General features: G+C 36.7%; 11 protein-coding genes and 1 pseudogene. 3 read left to right on the top strand and 9 right to left on the bottom strand.

What is annotated here, in order from left to right; genetic code table 11:
• Positions 1 to 22: 22 nt before the first annotated feature.
• The 3 genes from HU823_RS08365 to HU823_RS08355 form a co-directional block, all read right to left on the bottom strand.
• Complete coding sequence (locus tag HU823_RS08365) at positions 23 to 772, bottom strand: C40 family peptidase (protein WP_197221792.1); 750 nt, start codon at positions 770 to 772, stop codon at positions 23 to 25.
• Between the two features lie 286 nt (positions 773 to 1,058).
• Positions 1,059 to 2,045 carry a hypothetical protein gene (locus HU823_RS08360; RefSeq protein ID WP_231607396.1) on the bottom strand — a complete coding sequence of 329 codons (987 nt, stop codon included), beginning with the start codon at positions 2,043 to 2,045 and terminating at the stop codon, positions 1,059 to 1,061.
• A gap of 256 nt (positions 2,046 to 2,301) precedes the next feature.
• The gene (locus HU823_RS08355) at positions 2,302 to 3,780 is read right to left on the bottom strand and encodes an N-acetylmuramoyl-L-alanine amidase (RefSeq protein WP_197221790.1); all 1,479 of its coding nucleotides are present in this window, start codon (positions 3,778 to 3,780) and stop codon (positions 2,302 to 2,304) included.
• A 261-nt stretch (positions 3,781 to 4,041) separates the two neighbouring features.
• Here HU823_RS08355 and HU823_RS08350 point away from each other — a divergent pair, with 261 nt between their 5' ends.
• Positions 4,042 to 4,779 carry a hypothetical protein gene (locus tag HU823_RS08350; protein ID WP_197221789.1) on the top strand — a complete coding sequence of 246 codons (738 nt, stop codon included), beginning with the start codon at positions 4,042 to 4,044 and terminating at the stop codon, positions 4,777 to 4,779.
• A 628-nt stretch (positions 4,780 to 5,407) separates the two neighbouring features.
• On the opposite strand, the pseudogene HU823_RS22270 reads toward HU823_RS08350, so the two are convergent.
• Positions 5,408 to 5,680, bottom strand: a pseudogene (locus HU823_RS22270) (bifunctional 2',3'-cyclic-nucleotide 2'-phosphodiesterase/3'-nucleotidase); the annotation flags it as partial.
• 248 nt (positions 5,681 to 5,928) lie between these two features.
• Here HU823_RS22270 and HU823_RS08340 point away from each other — a divergent pair.
• Both HU823_RS08340 and HU823_RS08335 read left to right on the top strand, forming a co-directional pair.
• Positions 5,929 to 6,927: a hypothetical protein gene (locus HU823_RS08340; RefSeq protein ID WP_197221787.1), complete on the top strand. Its 999-nt coding sequence runs from the start codon at positions 5,929 to 5,931 to the stop codon at positions 6,925 to 6,927.
• A gap of 68 nt (positions 6,928 to 6,995) precedes the next feature.
• Entirely contained in the window at positions 6,996 to 7,730 is a 735-nt protein-coding gene (locus HU823_RS08335; RefSeq protein ID WP_197221786.1) for an SH3 domain-containing protein, read from the top strand.
• Between the two features lie 117 nt (positions 7,731 to 7,847).
• Here HU823_RS08335 and HU823_RS08330 read toward each other — a convergent pair whose 3' ends face one another.
• The 5 genes from HU823_RS08330 to HU823_RS08310 all read right to left on the bottom strand — a co-directional run bounded on the left by HU823_RS08330 (position 7,848) and on the right by HU823_RS08310 (position 17,304).
• Positions 7,848 to 11,312: a S8 family serine peptidase gene (locus HU823_RS08330; protein WP_197221785.1), complete on the bottom strand. Its 3,465-nt coding sequence runs from the start codon at positions 11,310 to 11,312 to the stop codon at positions 7,848 to 7,850.
• A 123-nt stretch (positions 11,313 to 11,435) separates the two neighbouring features.
• Positions 11,436 to 13,322 (bottom strand): LTA synthase family protein, encoded by a 1,887-nt coding sequence (locus tag HU823_RS08325; RefSeq protein ID WP_197221784.1) that lies wholly within the window; start codon positions 13,320 to 13,322, stop codon positions 11,436 to 11,438.
• A gap of 435 nt (positions 13,323 to 13,757) precedes the next feature.
• Positions 13,758 to 15,587, bottom strand: coding sequence for a hypothetical protein (locus HU823_RS08320; protein WP_197221783.1), 1,830 nt, complete (start codon positions 15,585 to 15,587; stop codon positions 13,758 to 13,760).
• 176 nt (positions 15,588 to 15,763) lie between these two features.
• Positions 15,764 to 16,513: a tyrosine-type recombinase/integrase gene (locus HU823_RS08315; protein ID WP_370630057.1), complete on the bottom strand. Its 750-nt coding sequence runs from the start codon at positions 16,511 to 16,513 to the stop codon at positions 15,764 to 15,766.
• 104 nt (positions 16,514 to 16,617) lie between these two features.
• Entirely contained in the window at positions 16,618 to 17,304 is a 687-nt protein-coding gene (locus tag HU823_RS08310) for a tyrosine-type recombinase/integrase (RefSeq protein WP_231607336.1), read from the bottom strand.
• Between the last annotated feature and the right edge of the window lie 142 nt (positions 17,305 to 17,446).

Genomic DNA, 17,446 nt, shown 5'->3' with positions numbered 1-17,446 from the left:
TTTCCTGTTTTTCCATTATTTATTATTGTAATCCATTTAAAATTGCTAATTTTGATTTAGATGGCGTACGGTAGTCTATTAAACTCGTGTTTTTCTTAAGAAAAAGAGATCCACCTAATCCATAAATACCGCCTTGTTCAGAACGATATTGATATACTCTAAACTGTTGTCCAGGTTGAAGTGTACGTTCTTTAATTAATGTACCTGCAGCTGTTCGCTTATAAACATCAGTAGATTTTAATACTTTAACTTTACCAATCTGACCCTTAACCATTAATAGTCCGTCCCAATACACTTTTGTAGGATCAATAGAAGAGGTTGATGCAGTAGCTACATAACGCTTTGCACCTACATAACGATCTTTCCAATAATAGTCGCTTAAGCCTGACTTTGTAACGCCGTTTGAAGCACTATGTATAAATTGTTGATGTCCAACATATACGCCTGCGTGTGAAGCACCTGATTTATATGTAGTAAGAAACACTAAATCTCCTGGTTGCAGATTGCTTTTTGATACTGAATCTCCACCTGCAAACATGTCCGCGGAAGTTCGTGGCAAGCTCACATTTTGTTGTTTATAAATATATGTAATGAATCCAGAGCAATCAAATCCTGAAGGGCTTGTCCCACCCCATTTGTATGGCACCCCTATTTGCTTTTTTGCATCTGTAACAAGTTTATCTATTGAAAAAGCGTATGTACTTTTAGTTCCAATGGCTAATGTGAGTAAAATAAATAATATTCCCGATAGTGTAAGCTTTAAAACCTTCATTTCAAACCCCCTATGGTAATTTCTTTCCCCTACTACAAAATTTTACATCTTTTATCACAATAGTGCGGTTACAATTCGACAACTAATGTTACATTAAGATTACACATTGGAGATTTTCATGACTTTTATAGTTATAAATACCTAATTTTTTTCTTTCAATTTGTAAAAATGACATAAAATGAAATTCAAACATTCATTTAGCCTAGGTATTTGTAATGGAATGATAGACAAGAAATGACAAAAAACCGCCTGTGATTTACAGACGGTTTTTATTCATACTATTTAATTATTGAATATCTGTTACAGCCCATACCATAGATGAATCGCCATCTTCATAAGACTCAAGGCTAACTAAAGCTGTAAATGTTCTACCTGCGTTTTCAAACGTAATAAGTTGTGGTTCAAAGTCTACTAATGGATCCTCTAACTCATACTCTACTACTTCGCCTTCTGCTGTCGTATTATCGAACATTACAGAAATTGTGTTATTATCAATCATTTCAATTGTGTACACGTTATAATTCGGGTTATCATATAACATTTCTTCAATTGTAAAAGATGTACTTAATACTTCATAGTAAAGAGATTCATAATAAAAGTCATTATCTACTTGATATAACCAGTCAATCGCACTTGATAATGCTTCCGTGCTTTCTGCGCTAGTATCTGCTGCAGTCGCATCATCTAAAAGCATAAGAACCGTTACTGGAATAGAAGCTTCATTTTTAACTTTCTCAGCTGGTGCTTTGTATTTAGCTAGAATTGCATCACGTGTAGATTTACCATACACGCGATATAGAAGAATTGCTTGCTTGCGAATTTCAAAAGATAAGCTGTGGTATAACTCTTCAGTCGTGTCATCTCCGAAGTAGCCATCATTTAAATTGTTTTTCAGTTCAATTTGTACAGCTTTGATTTTTTCACCCGCAGTAATTGCATCGATATAAGCAGCTGCACGAGTAAGGTGGAGTTTAACGTTGTTGTTCAAACGTGTTTGAAGCGCTGTTTTTTTCGTTCCGCTGCTAAGTGTGTTTACTGCACTTTGAGCTTTTTGTAAAGCATCTTTTGTTTGATTGTATAACTTCATGTTTGGGTATTTTATTGTTTTTGTAGTTTCATAGGAAATTTCCCATTTTAATGCTCCTGCATATCCCTCTGCAGTTTTTACTAACTTCTCAGCTTCTGTATATGTAGCTGCACTAGCACTGTTTCCTCCTGCAAATAATGCAAGAACGATTGCAAAGCTAAGTAATGACAATAAAGCTTTTTTCATTGCCAATTTTTACTCCCCCTGTAAAATAATTTAATTTTTTGGAAATAACTTTAATATTCCCTAACTAAATATAATCCTAGTTATCCTTTTTGTCTATACGATTTCATTCGACAAATTTTTACACAGAAAAACCCTATTTGTAAGGCTTTCTTGGTATTTTTCTTATCTTTGTAAAACCTTTATAAAATAATTAATAAGTTTTTATTGAGAAATAGCAAAAAATTAATAAGGACCAGCTTTTGCTGGTCCCTACCTCTTATTGATAATATTGCTTTAATCCTTCGACAATAGCCGATGCAGCTTGATCTCTAAAGGAAGTTGTAGCCATTCTTTTCGCTTCATCTGCATTTGTTATAAAGCCAAGCTCTACAAGTACAGATGGAATGCGAGTGTATTTGATTACATAGAAGCCAGCTTCCTTAACGCCACGATCACGCGTTCCTAGTGTTTTAATCATGTTTGATTGAATGTTCGTTGCCAATTCTAAACTTTTTTCTTTTTGATATTGGCTATCGTAGAATGTTTCTGTTCCATAAGCCGTGCTTGCGGCTGCATTCGCATGAATGCTTACAAAAGCACTACCCCCGGAATTATTAGCAATCGCAGCTCGTTCTTCAAGTTCTAAAAACACATCTGATGAGCGCGTCATAATAACTTTTGCACCAGCATCTGTTAGCTTCTTCTGAACTCGTAGAGCTACATCTAATACAACATCTTTTTCTTTTAACCCATTTGCAACAGCACCCGGATCCTTTGCTCCGTGTCCTGCATCAATAACTATTGTTTGACCTTTGAGCGTCCCACTTCCGCCATCATATGTTAGATATGCACTATGTACATATCCAGCTATAGCTCCTGTAACATACACCCAATCACCGGATTGCGATGTTACAGTTACTGTATCACCGGTATGCAATTTGCCTATAACGGAATAAGCTGTTGACGGACCCGTTCTAACATTTAAATTATCCGTATTGACAGTGGCTTGCCTCCCGCTCGACTGAGCAGGATTTAATAGATTAGAGAAGATCGTCTTTTCCTTTGCCGGCAACAAAACTAATAGTTTATTAACCTCCGAAGTAAGGGATTGCACGGTGTTTGTTTGTCCTTTTGACTTTGCTACAGCTAAATCGTCTAGCTTCATCTTAACAGTAACAGCATTTGCTGTTTTTCGTTTTACAGATTCAGCAGGTGCTTTGTACGTGTTTAAGATGGCCGTTCGAGTGGTTTGTCCATATACGCGATATAATAGAACTGCTTGCTTTCTTATTTCAGAACTCATTGAATGATAAGCTAGTTCTGTAGAATCACTTGCTGGGTTTTGAGAATAATAACTTTCGAAAGATGATTTCTTTTGAGTGATTTTCTTTCCTGATGTTATGGCATCTATATACCCTTGTGCTCTTGAGAGATGAAGTTGGACATTATTTTTGATTCTTGTTTGTAATTCATTTTTCACAGAAGAAGCTGGTAATGAGTTGACAGCTTGTTGAGCCTTATCTTTCGCGGCTTTTGTAGCGTTATAGACCTTCATATCCGGATATTTTACCGTTTTCGTATACTCGACTGAGATCTGCCATTTTAAAGCGGTAGCATGACTTTCAGCCAACTGAACGTGCTTTTTTGCCTCTTGAGACGACATCGCAAAGGTTTTTACTTGGAAAGATAGTGTGAATAATACGGCTACGATTAGTGCAAAGATCCATCTCATGTTGTTACTTCTTACTGCAAACATTTTATTCTCCTCCCCGGTTTCAATTACAAGTTATATATCGACCAGGGATTCGTTATCTTTATATAAATGATGGAAATGAAGATTAAGATATTATTAAGAAAAAATGATGGAGGATATAAACACCACTCCCCTCCTAAAAGGTCCGATATGAGTTTAATAGTAAAATAGTAATGTATTTTGAAATAAATTACAAAAGTGAAACCTCTTTCCATATAGTTTCGTCTAATAAATGTTAGAAATAATACAATTCGGGAGGGTCTTATGAAAAAACTTGTTTTTGCTTGTGCCTGTCTGTTATTCACGCTATTCTTTTACAACTCTTCACAGCAAGTCAATGCGGAAGATAACCTAAAGTACAAGAATTTAGTTACAACTGTTGATAAAGTAGAAGTGAAGTGGGGAGCATCATCCAATTATCAAACTGTATTTACAATGAACAAAGGAACTCGTGTTCATGTTCGAGATACATTTGTAGGAGCTGATGGACAAAAATGGATCTCTCTCGCAACCCATCGCAACAAATCAGGATGGGCTAAGGTGGATCAATTTAAAATCCCAGGACCAGAAGCAGGAAGAAAAGCATTAATCTTTAATGATGTAGAAATTAGAAGAGGTGCAGATTTTGGATATGCACCAGTTGCTACCTTACTAAAAGGATCAATAGCTACACAAGTTGATGCACACATGACTTACTTCGGTGACATGTGGTATAAAGTAGACAATGGTAAGAAGCAAGGTTGGTTAGAAAGCGAGTATTTCCAACGATACACAGACTATTATGGAGTAGGTAAAGTTACAGCTAAAACAGGTACAATACGTAAAGGCGCTTCAACGGATTATACGGTAAAAGCTACTCTTTCAACAGGTAAAACGTTAGATACTTATTCCCAGTTCTTAAATAGCAGAGGCGAAGTATGGTTATCTGTTAGAACACCACTAAACGAAGGCGGATGGCAGGGCTGGATAAAAGCTAGCGAGGTTTCCGTTAAAACTTATTAGAATAGTGGCTTAATCAAAAGTAACTTTACTTTTGATTAAGCTTTTTTATTTTCGTTGTTCCATATTCAGCTTTACATGTTCAAGAATAATCTTTTATATCGAAACATGTGGTGAGTCACATGCAGGGTTTCACCTTAATATAGAAGAAACTCACCCTTCATTGAAGAGTGAGTTTTTGTTATTTTGGAAACGTGTCGTTTTCAATTGGTTGAATATAAATTTCATGAACGCCATCCATTGTAATTAGACGTAGTACCTCACGAGATTGCGGGATATAATAGTATACATCACTTTCTGATTTCTTATAGTAAGGCTTTCCAAGTGCATCAACCCATTTTTTACTTTCTTCATTTACCAATGCATATGTCATGATTCTCCGGGAAGTCTCTTTACCGACAGGGCCATAATAAGAAATACCGAACGTCATTTGAAGTCCATAGTCATTTTTAGGTGTTGCCACATTCCATCTTGATACAGGTGGAAGTTCTGACTCAGGATCTCTATGCGAATGATAATCAGGTTTACCCAGAATATCAATTGTTAGTTGCGGTGTCATACCTAAAGACACACCATTTGCGTAGAATTTTCCGTTCTGAATCTTCACGTGGGTATTCGGAATAATTGCTCCTTCTCCGTTTACTTCTTCCCATTTTGCTTTTGATGGCGTCTTGTAGCTCACATAACCCGGGATATTTGTTATGTAGTGGTTGGCACCTACCGCGTACTGTCCACCATACTTTTTATCATATCCATATACACGATAAACTTCCCCTGGTTTAAGTGCCCGAACCTCAACTAACTTACCGTTTTCTCGTTTCCACAAATTAATGGGTTTCGTTACAGTAACTTTACCAACCTGCCCCTTTTTCAGTTCCATTCCTTCCCACATTACAGGTGGAGTATGGAAGGCCTTTGCCTCTAATCCGGGTGCTGCCGTAACTATTAACGCTGCTGTAACCAAGCTCAAACTCAATTTCTTCATTTTTTTCCTCCTCATTGTTTCTAGTAGTAAGACGATGTCTGACAATCACAGGTTTCAAAAAAGTGATTTTTTTCCAAAGTTAATACTATTTTACTATACAGATAGATTGATAATTTCCCAAAATGATGTAAAATCTGAGATAGTTGTTAAAAAAAGGAGATTGATATATGAAGAAAATGATTGGAGGATTGTTGTCTTTATTACTGGTTTTCCTAATGATAAAACCAGTGGAAGCCGCAACCGTTTCCGAAACTGAAACTCTTGTAAGAAAAGCTGAGCAGTATGCTACAGCTTTAAAATGGCAAATTTCAGTTGAACACAACAAAACGTTGTCCTATCCTGATATGAAGCTATTTAACCAAACTAAAGATAGTTATAACAAAGCCCTAACCGCTGTAAGAACACTTAAAGAACCGTATCTAACTAACTATACAAGCAGGTTAAATCAGAATGTGAAAGTGGTTCTAGACCGTTCCACTGCCTACATAGACGCACTGACATCAGGTAAGAAAATGGCTGATAAAACAGCACGATTAAAAGAACTCATTGACTTTGAGATTTTTTCTGATGTAACAGAACAGTATTATCACGACCTATCAGAAGAAGTACGTAAGCAAGCAACTTTGCTGTACCGTGTCTATGGAAAAACGACACGCGATGCTATTCTTGCCAAATTCAAAGCACCTGCTGAAATACAGTTAAAGCGAATTCCCTATATTATTACCGTAAAAATGTCATTGGATCGTGCAAAAGCTGAACTCACACAGGAAGAAATAAATGTTGATGCAGTTATTGATGAACTTTACCTTACAGGAAAGCTTTTAGCAAAAGTTCAAAGTGAACATCAGGGCATGTTTCGAAATACCTTAGCCGACTATCGCACGATCAGTAAAGAGCTAGGGGATATAACAACAGCAGATTTCGAGGGTCCGACTTTTGCTCAGTTTGGATACCTCGGGAATGATTACAACACGCTTCACATTGGATTTGATTATGAGGGTGAACGTTACTTTGAATTTTATGACTATCCGTTTAACTCTACTCCTCCAGAAGCTCGTATAGCTGTATTTGAATTTGAAGGATATGATTATATTTTTGCACTAATTCATTTAGAGGGTGAGCCTCAATACGATCCATGGCTGTTAGATGTTAGAGAAGCTGAATAAAATTTTGTAATAGGATACTGGTAAAGACGAATACGTTAAATTTGTATGATAGAATCTAGGAGGTCAATATGAAGAAAATTATGTTTGTCTGTACGTTGTTAGTATTTGCAATCATTCTCAACCACCACACGGCACCACGAGTAAATGCTGAAGAGAGCTTACTCAGAAAGAATCTAGTAACAATTGTCGACACTGTTGAAGTGAAAAGAGGTGCATCCACCAACTATCAAACTGTTTTTACCATGAACAAAGGAACGCGTGTTTATGTTAGAGATACTTTTGTCGGAAGTGATGGACAAAAATGGGTTTCAATCGTTACTCACGGTTATAAATCTGGATGGGCAAAGCTTGATCAGTTTAAAGTTCCAGCTCCTGAAGCAGGAAGAAAAGCTCTAATCACAGCTCAAGTTGAAATTAGAAAAGGTGCTCATTATGGGTATGATGCAGTTGCAACGCTACCTGGAGGCATGATCGCTACTCAAGTAGATGCATTTATGACGTTTTCGGGTCAAATGTGGTATAAAGTAGATTCTGGCAAAAAACAAGGTTGGTTAGAAAGTGATTACTTCCAGAATTACATGAACTTCTATCATGAAGGAACCGTTACTGCTAAAACCGGTACATTACGAAAAGGTGCATCAACGGATTATGCTGTTAAAACAACATTAGCACAAGGAAGAGTTGCTGATACGTTTACGAAATTCTTAAATAGCCGTGGTGAAGTTTGGATTTTAGTCAGAACACGTTTAAATGAAGATGGCTGGTCAGGCTGGATTAAATCAAGCGAGTTTACTATCCGCTAATTTTATTCTAAATTTCAAGCTTAATCAAAAGTACGCGTTACTTTTGATTAAGCTTTTTTATTTGGATAAAAGAAATAGCAGCTTTCTCTTTAAACCAGAAAGCTGCTACTTGTTACATTAATTTTTAGTTACTTTTAGTTGGTACGGTGAAATGGATGCATTTCCATGCACATCACGGACTTTGATGTAATAGTTTCCTTTTTTCAGGTTGAAATAAAGGATTTCTGCATCACCGTTAGCATAGTTATTACTTTGAGCAACGAGCTTGCCGTTCGAACCATACAATTCAATCACACCATCAACAAGTTGGAAATCAAACGAAATAGATCCTTTTGTTGTAGCATCTAGTGATAACTTATACCAGTCTGAGTCACCATAAGGCACTCCAGCGTTCAAGTATCCTTTGGCTTCCCACGTTTTTCCTGACTTTTTAAAGGAAAGTGGTTTAGAAGGAATGTTGTTCTTAACCTTAGAAGTAGCATCTTCATCCTTCATATTGTAAGGTGTAACAGAAAGTTGGTAAGGAACCATACTTGGAACAGGCTCCATTGTAAAGTTTAATGTAACAACAAAATATCCTTTACCTTTTTCTGTTTTGAAAGCTCCCTGTTCGCCTTCATTTTCGTAATTGATATCGATAATACTTTGTGTTCCGAACTCATCTTCATCTAACGTTCTGTTCCCATTTAGATCTTTTAGAACAACTACTACACCATCAAGTGGTTGTTGCAGTTCTGCAGGATACTTTTTCTTTTGATCTGCTGTAAGCTGAAGTGGTTTCCAATCCACACCATACAGACCAGTTTGTTGCGCTTTTACATAAAATACATCCATATCGTTAGACAATGAATAGTTTCCTTTTACAGTCGAACTCTTCATGTCCTTCACATCAGTCAGACTATCATTTGGTTCATTGGCATCTCCAAGGCCATCAACGACAAGCTTACTCTTGATAGAATAAGGTTCAGTTGTGAATTGGAATTCTGGAGAAGCTACACGGATATAGTATTCTTCTTTTGAAGATAAACCTGCGAGCATCTTCGCTTTTCCTTTTATGGACCACCAATCAAAAGTAACATTATGTGTAACTGGTTCAAAAGTAGCTTCGTCTTCCATTTCAACAACTTTTACAATTTCAACGATTGGTATTGCACCAGAATCAGAGAAATCGAATTCATATACGCCATCTTTGGAAGGTGATAATTTAAACCAATCTTCGTCATCCATCGTTTGAAGGTAAGCAGTTGCTCCTTCTTCTTGGTCATATTCAGGCGCCATCTCACGAACCATAGCAACCATGTCTAACTCTTCTTCCTCTTCCCCTTCACCACTCTCATGGAAGTGGGCCTTTACTTTATCTTCTACTGTAACATTATCTTCAGAGTGTTCTTCCCCTTCTTCATCCCAAATCGGGAAGCCGTCCTCATCTTCAGGTATTTCAATTGCATCAACATTTAATTCATAAGGTAGCGCAGATGAAGGGAACGTACTTTCTTCATTTTGTTCTGCAGATGGATCAAAGAATCCAAAGAAACTGTTCGTATGGTTATTTACCTCAACAATAATTTCCGCTGCTGGATCAGCTTCCACATAAAGGGATTCAGATTCTCCAATGCCTTTATTGTTGATGATTTCAACCGGCTCTTGAGCCATGTTTGCCCATTCTTCTTCCCATTGTTTTTTCTCTTCTTCTGTCAGATCATCTGGTAACTCCGGCATTTCTTCTTTTACATAATAAGCAATCGTTCCATCAATACCTGCGACACCAGACAGGTCAATCTTCAACGTCTTCGGCTCATCTACCTTAATGCTGTAGTAATCAGAGTCACCATCTTCACCGATGAATGTATTAGAAAGACTTTTGTCTTTAAAAGGAATTTCCTTTATTACAGTTGGATTTTCTTCTGTGTTTGTATCTGCTGGTAATTGCGTTAATTTCATCGCCTCAAGCGTGAAATTAGATTTTCCACCAGCGTGATAATTTCCGTTTGCATCTCCAACACTCATGACTAGTGTTCCATCTTTTTCAGCTGTATAAAGATGTCCTTCCTTTTTACCTTCTGCCACTTGATTTACGACAACAGGCTCAGCAACACCTTTTGAATCAATCATATAAAACGATAATTGATAGTCATAATTTGCTGCACCTTTTAAGGTTGTTTGGATGGACTCCCCTTTTTTCACATCCACTTTGTAAAACTTTTCTTCATACGGTTTAAGAATCGCATCGTCTACTTTCTTGAAACGTGGTCCAAGCGTTAAACTTTCAGCTGCTTTTAATAAACCTTCTTTGTTCTTTACAACCGTAACGGATGCTGGAATCTTTTTCACATCGAACTTTAACGCTGCAACAGGATCTACAAGACCTGCTCCATAATGAATATCATAGCCTTGTCCACCAAGATCTTTTGCACTTTGCTCTAAAATATATTCAACCTGTCTTGGCGTCAGGTTCGGATATTTGGAAAGCAGAAGAGATGCTACTCCTGTTACGACTGGAGCTGACATGGACGTTCCACTCATGGAATAAAAAGTAGATCCTTTTTCCATATCATAAAGAGGCGCATACACCGCTTCTCCTGGCGCTACAAGATCAACAGAAGGACCAAAAGTAGAATAAGAGGATAGTTTATTCTCTTTATTCGTAGATCCTACACTGATAACCCCTTCAAATGCCGCTGGATAGTTCAGCTCGTTTACACCACTGTTCCCAGCAGAAGCTATAATCGGAATTCCTGCATCTAACGCTTTTTGAACAGCTTCTTTGATAAGTGGAGATGGATAAGATGAACCCAAACTCATGTTGATCACATCTGCTTTTTGCTGAACGGCATATAAGATACCTTCTGCTACTGTATAATCAGATGCTCCCCAACCACGTCCAAATACATCAATGGAAAGGATACTTGTATTTGGATTAATTCCGTAACCACCAACTCCATTGTTCTTTTCAGAAGCAATAATACCCGCTACATGCGTTCCATGGAAATCAGGCATCGCTTGCTGCAACGGATCTGTTGTATTGTATGTAGGCAGCATCTTGTTCTTGAGCTCAGGGTGCTTTGTATCTGCACCTCCGTCAATAACGGCTACCTTCACTTTATTTTTCCCAGCTAACTTTTGAGCTTCTGCAATTTTTAATAAAGATAGATGATACTGTTTACTTACCTTCGGATCTGGAAGGCTATATGGTACGTACGTCGCACTTGGCGTTACCGTAACAACCTGTTTCATTTTCTGATAGTTCTTGATAACATCTTCAGGCTTTTTCCCTTTTTGAATCTTTACGATGTCATAGTTTAAGCCTTTCATCTTTCTTACTAAAGTTGTACCAGCTCGCTTATGATCTTCCTTTGAGAGAGACTTCGTATACTTTACGGTAAATTCCGTGCTGCTAAGCTCTCCATTCTGCTTTCTAATCAGGTCATACTTGTTTTGCGTTTTCTTTCCTTCTTCTAAGTATTGCTTAAACGAAAGTTTACTTTTCGTTACTGGTCCCTCAGCCAATACAGTTGTAAAACCTGTACCTAACAAGCTTAGAGACAAGCCAAGCGATGTCACACTTTTCTGCCACTGCTTCAAGCCTTCACACCCCATCAGTATAGTAAAATATGGAAACTACAAATCTATCATATCACGATAATTTGGAAAAAAATATATAAAAAACCCTCCGCAAAAAAATATTTTTTGGAGGGTTTACAAGAGCTATTTTGCTTCATTTAAAAGTCGTTCAATCGCGTTATTTTGAAGCAGAAAATCGGATATTTCAGCTTCATATCTCACTCGGTCATAATAGGCTTTGCAGTTATTCACATCTACTTTTGTGCCGGTTGAAGTAGAGGCACAAATTCCGTTCTCAAAAACCCCATCTGGCGACATTCTAAAATCATACTCCGTAGAAAAGAACGTATAGGGAGTGGTTTCATGTCTAAAACCAACATACCCTTCTTTCTTCACGTTCAGATCATAGCCAATTTGATAGAGAGGTTGCTCGACGCCGAATAGAGATGTAAGGGTTGGAGCAATATCCATCTGACTTCCTATGATCTTGTTCACTTCCCCTTCTGATTGCGTTGGTCTATGAATAACGAGTGGAATATTAAACATCTCTTTTTGTGTATTTCGGATATTAATGGTTTTCTTCATTAGATCTGATTCACTTTGAAGAAGCCCGTAATGATCCCCATAAAAAGCTATAACTGTATCATCATATAAACCTTCTTTCTTTAGGTCAGATATGAATTTACCAAAAGCTTCATCAGCGTAACGTACATTTTGTAAATAATCTCCCACTTGAGTGTTCATCAGGTCTTGTGGCAAATCTAGAAGTTGTTCTTCCTTAGGCAGTTTAAACGGTCTATGGTTGCTCAACGTAATAAAGAACCCGTAAAACGGACCTTTTTCGGATTGCTTTTTCCAAATGGGAATCATCTGATCAAACATACTTATATCTGAGATGCCGAGACCCAACTGCTTACTTGAATCAATGTCTGGATGTTCAATGCTATAGAACTCATCATATCCTTGAGCAGGATACGCGTTCAATCGATTCCAAAACTTCGGATCATTACCGTGAACAGCACTTGTCTGATAGCCTTCCTTCTTTAAAATTTGGGCTAATGATTGTAAGGTAGTTTTCTCATAAGCAAAATAAGCCGCTTCGTTCTCGCTAGGATACAGTGAGTTGTTAGAAACAAATTCCGCGTCAGATGTATTGCCTTTACCAATTTGTAGGTAAATGTTCGGATAATAACTGCTTTCCTTAACAAAAGCATTCAAGTGAGGGGTTACTTCTTGATTATTAACGACCAGATTAATTACATAATCATTTAGAGACTCCGCTTGAATCATGATAAGGTTACTGCCTTTCGCATCACCAAAGTATGGTGACTTCTTTTGTAAGTCCTGTCGCTTTTGAAGCTCTTTTTTGATCTGTTGAAGTTGATCGATGTTCTCTTCCTGATTAAATACTTCAGCCGCTTGAGCTTGCTGCCTATAATAATGAAAGGTTTCACCCACATGCATGCCAACAATTCCTACTCTAGATGCTTTATAAGCAGGGGTAAAATTAGGATCAATCAAGTAGGTATAGATGGATTTCATGATTAGAATTCCTACTAAAGCAACTCCAAGTGAAATACCAAAGCGTGCACGGAACTTTTTTGCTGTTTGATCTAATGGGTAGAAAAACATCACAAGAAGTAAAAGGACATCAATAAAATAAAAAATGTCTGTTGCTCTCATCAAACTTGTAACTGAGTCATTTACTTCACCAAGTTGCGTGGCTTGCTTAAACAATTCAATGGACAATAACGAATGATAATAGCGTTGATAAACCACGTCAGCATACAATAAGAACGATACCGACGCATATAAAAGAAATGAAACAAGATACGACCATTTTGTAATTTTGTATAACAACGGACTGATAATAATTAATAAAAGACCTATACTGGAAATCAAGAGGCCCTTAGTATGCCGAACATCTACTAATACCTCCGAAAAGTAAATGCTTTTCCACGTCCATCCTAAAAAAAGAATCAACCCTACAATGAATAAGAATAGTAGGTTTCTATATTTGTTAAAGATCAATCGTTTCAACTCACTTTCTGTTTACCTCGTATAACCTTTATGTTTATTTCGACATAGTGTTACTAAATTCCTATATCTCTTTACATTTCATATGTATAACGAAAATAAAAAAAGGATAACATTTTCTATAATTTCATTTTATAACTCAATGAAATAATAGTAGAAAAATAAAGAAAAAGAGACAGGAGCTTAAAATGTATTATCTTAAGCTTCTGCCCCTTTTCTAGGATGTGAATTTTATTTTGTAGTTTCTTATTTACTACTCATATTATATCGGCATATTAAATAAATTTTTCACTATAAAAACAACCTAAATTAAGAGTCTTTTATAAACATAATATTTACTCTGTTCTATAGAAAAATTGAATTTATTAAAAAAGTCCATAGAGATTTACCCTATGGACTTTCCTATTATTAAGGTCTCGTAGTCTGTAATTAGTTGTTTGTTACTACAATTGGACCAACAAAGTTAACATCATTTGAATTAAGATCTGTTAAGTTAATTGTAGAAGAAGCTTTAAGAGTTAGACCAGTTAATGATTCAAGTGGTGTTGCAAGTGTAATAAGAACTTTATTTGTTCCAGAAATCGTTTCACTGTCAGTTAAAGCTGTTGTAGAAGTTCCTTGGAATACATCAAAGTCTGTTCCTACAGTTCCAGCCGCAAGAGCTTCACTTAAAGTTACTTCGATTTTATCAGCAGCGATTACTTTTGCACTTAGAACTGTTGGACGTACGTTTTCACTGAAATTGTAAGTAGCAGTTTCAGAAACCATTACTGAGCCAGCAGATGTTGCTACGTTGCTTACAGTGTAGTTACGAACACCGTTAGTAGTAATAACATCATTTTTCAACGTTAGTTCCACTGTACGTGCGTTGCCTTTGAAAATTGCAGATTCAAATGGTGATGAAATGCCATCTATTGAGTAATTAGCAACATTTAGAGCAGTTGCAGCAGTTACATCACGGTCAAAAGTGACTGTAACTTTATTCCCTACTTGATCGAAACCAGTCATATCTGGCTTAGTAGTATCTACAGCAGAACCTAGAATAAATGATACAGTGCGTGCTGCTGAATCATTTGTTGCAGCTGAAGTATCTTCAGCAAGCCCAACTGGTAGAGTTACAGTATAAGTACCAGCTGTCGCAGGTAATTTAATGCGAACAGATTTTTTATCTGTGCCTAGAGTAATGTTCGTAGAACCAGTAATTGAAGCCATTGTTTGTGTAATGCTGTTAGAATTCACATAAGTTCCAGTTACTGTTTTAGCTGCGTTAGCAGTAACTTCTTCGTTGTAGTTAACAACTAAGAAACGATCTGCGCCTACAGTTTCAACTGCATGACTTACAAAAGCAGGAGCAGTTGTATCAGCAGAAACTTGGATTACACGAGTTGTATCGTTTAATACCAATCCAGCTAAATCTTTTGCATCTTTAACTGTAACTGATTGAACACCAGCAGTTAAGTTAGTTACTCCAGTAAAGGTAGCTACTGTACCTGTAGTATCAAGAGTATAAGTTGAAGAAGTAGCATTACCAACTGTTACTGTAGCAGTATTTAGCTGGATTTTTTCAGAGAAAGTAACTTGTAGTTTACCAGTATCTAATGCAGCAACGTTTGTTACAGTTGGTTTTACTGTATCACGATCAGATTTAACTACTGTTGCTGAAAGTGGGTTAGGACTTACTAGGTTACCAGCAAAGTCTTTTAATCCAGTGAAAGTATAAGTATAAGAAGCATCTTTAGTCATCGTTGTAGGTAATACAACAGTAAATGACTTTTTATCAGCTGCAAGAGTGATAGCTGTATCTGCAATAGTAACTGAAGTTCCTCCAGAAACTACTAATTTAGATGCAATCGATGCAGCAGTTTCATCTAGTGGTTCACTGAATGAAAACTTAGCTGCTCCTGTCGCCTCATATGAAACACCTGCAAATGTTGGACGAGTAGTATCCTCTACTGAAACAAACGCTTTGTATTCTCCAACTTTTCCACCAACAGTTGATTCAACTTTATCTTTAACTACTTCAAAAGCATATGAACCGTTCCAAATAGTGGAAGAAACTAGAGTTAACGTTTTACCGTCAGCACTTAAGTAAGCATTATCTACTGAAGAACGAGCATCAGCTGAATTTAAATATACAATACCAGCAATTAAATCATCAGAGCTATCAATAACTGAAGATTCTTTAACAGCTTTATTGAATGTAATTACTAATTCTTTAGCGTTAACAGCACTTTCATCCGCAAGTTGGCCCCATAACAAAACCGCCACCAACCCTTATGTATCAAGGATCGGTGGCGGTTTTTTGTTAATGAAAAAAGTATGGGTAATGCGGATTTTACGTACTAATGCTAAACTAAATCGTTTCTAAAATTTTATCAATTTGAGAATTAAGAAAGCTTGGAAAAAGAGTAATCGCTTGCTAATTACTCTTTTTCTCACATCCATTCATCATACATTTGTTTCTGTGCTTGCTGGTGTAAGCGTGAATAGTAATGGGTATGCTTAGGCTCCTCATGGCCTAATAAGGTTTGAATGCAAGATAGAGGCATTCCTTTCATTGCTAATTGTGCAGCAAAGGTGTGACGCAATGTATGAGGAGTAAAATATACACCGATTGCTTTTCTATATTGCCCAAACATCTCTTGAATATTCCAGGCAATCATAGGTCTTGTACCGTATTTATTTACAAAAACAAAATTTAAATCATCATTTCGACTTTGCAAATAAGAGGTTAAATATTCCGCACATTCTTTTGTAAATAACACAATGCGTTCCTTTTTCCCTTTTCCTTTTGGAATGACAATCATGCGTTCAGACCAATTAATATCCTCTTTCTTCATGTTTATTAATTCCCCTAATCGAATCCCAGTTGTATAAAGTACCTCAATCATAGCCCTTTGCCTTAAGTTCCCTTCACAAAGGGATCTTAGTTGAATTAACTGCTTATTTGTTAAATAATGAGGGAGTTTATCTTCATCTTTTGGAAGTATAATCCCTTCAACAGGAATGTATTTAACGCTTTCTTCCTCCAAACAATATTGATAAAACTTCCGCAATCCAAATATTTTATATTTGATTGTTCCAGATTTGTAACCGTTATCTTCTAAAAAAAGTAGCCATTTCCGAATATCACGAGTGGTGATTTCATCATAAGACTTTCCACTAAAGCTTAGCAATTGCCTAATCGTTATTTCATAACCTTACAATGTGCTCCTCTCTAAACGAAAGCTATATTCAGCAATAAATTTTTTGATCGGTTCTTCGGATTTAGACATAAACTTATCCTCCTTCATCCCATAAACTTTCTATATTGAGAAATTATCACATAGTTGGGTAGCCTAGCGTAAATTTGTGTTGTACCCATATCCTTATGCCCTAATTCATCGCTAATAAATGAAAGCTCTGCACCTTTGGCTAATAATTCTGTTGCAAATGTATGCCTAAATCGATGGGGATGTAAACTTGTGGACAGTCCTGCTCTCTTTCCAATATCAGATAAAAACTTTTGATATCCTGCGATACTCAGCCGAGATTCATTCCCCAATCTTGTGAAAAGTGGGGATAGGGGCTTTTTTACACGACTATCTAAATACCGCTCTATGAGAACTGCACATTTGTCTGAAAAGTGTACATCACGAATCTTTTTCCCTTTTCCCACAACACGTGCAATACGATTTTCAAGGTCGATATCCTTTATATTTAGCTGGTGTACTTCCCCAATACGGCATCCAGAAGTTAACAAAAATTCAACAATAGCTTGATTCCTAAGAGAGGTCCGTTCTGTCTGTTGTCGCACTTTAGCAACTTCATTTTTTTCTATATATTTTGGAAGAGCTTTTGGACAACGGGGAATCCAACGCTTTTTAATTGGTGATTGTTCTAGGTGCCCCTCTTGTACACAAAATGTATAAAATGAGGATAGTATACTAATGCGGTTTTTATACGTTACCTCCTTTAAATGCCCCTGATATTTCAAAAACCAACTAAGAATAGTTTCTGAAGCAATGGATCAAAAAGATTCTTTCATATCTAAAAAAAATTGTTGCAAAAAAATGCGATAATTTTTTATAGTACCCTCGCTTCGGTTACCTAACTTCATATTTAACAAGAAATCACTA

Source organism: Fictibacillus sp. 18YEL24, assembly GCF_015903855.1.
GTDB lineage: Bacteria > Bacillota > Bacilli > Bacillales > Fictibacillaceae > Fictibacillus > Fictibacillus phosphorivorans_C.
Note: the sequence above shows the minus strand (reverse complement) of the source record. Positions and strands in the feature narration are given on the sequence as shown.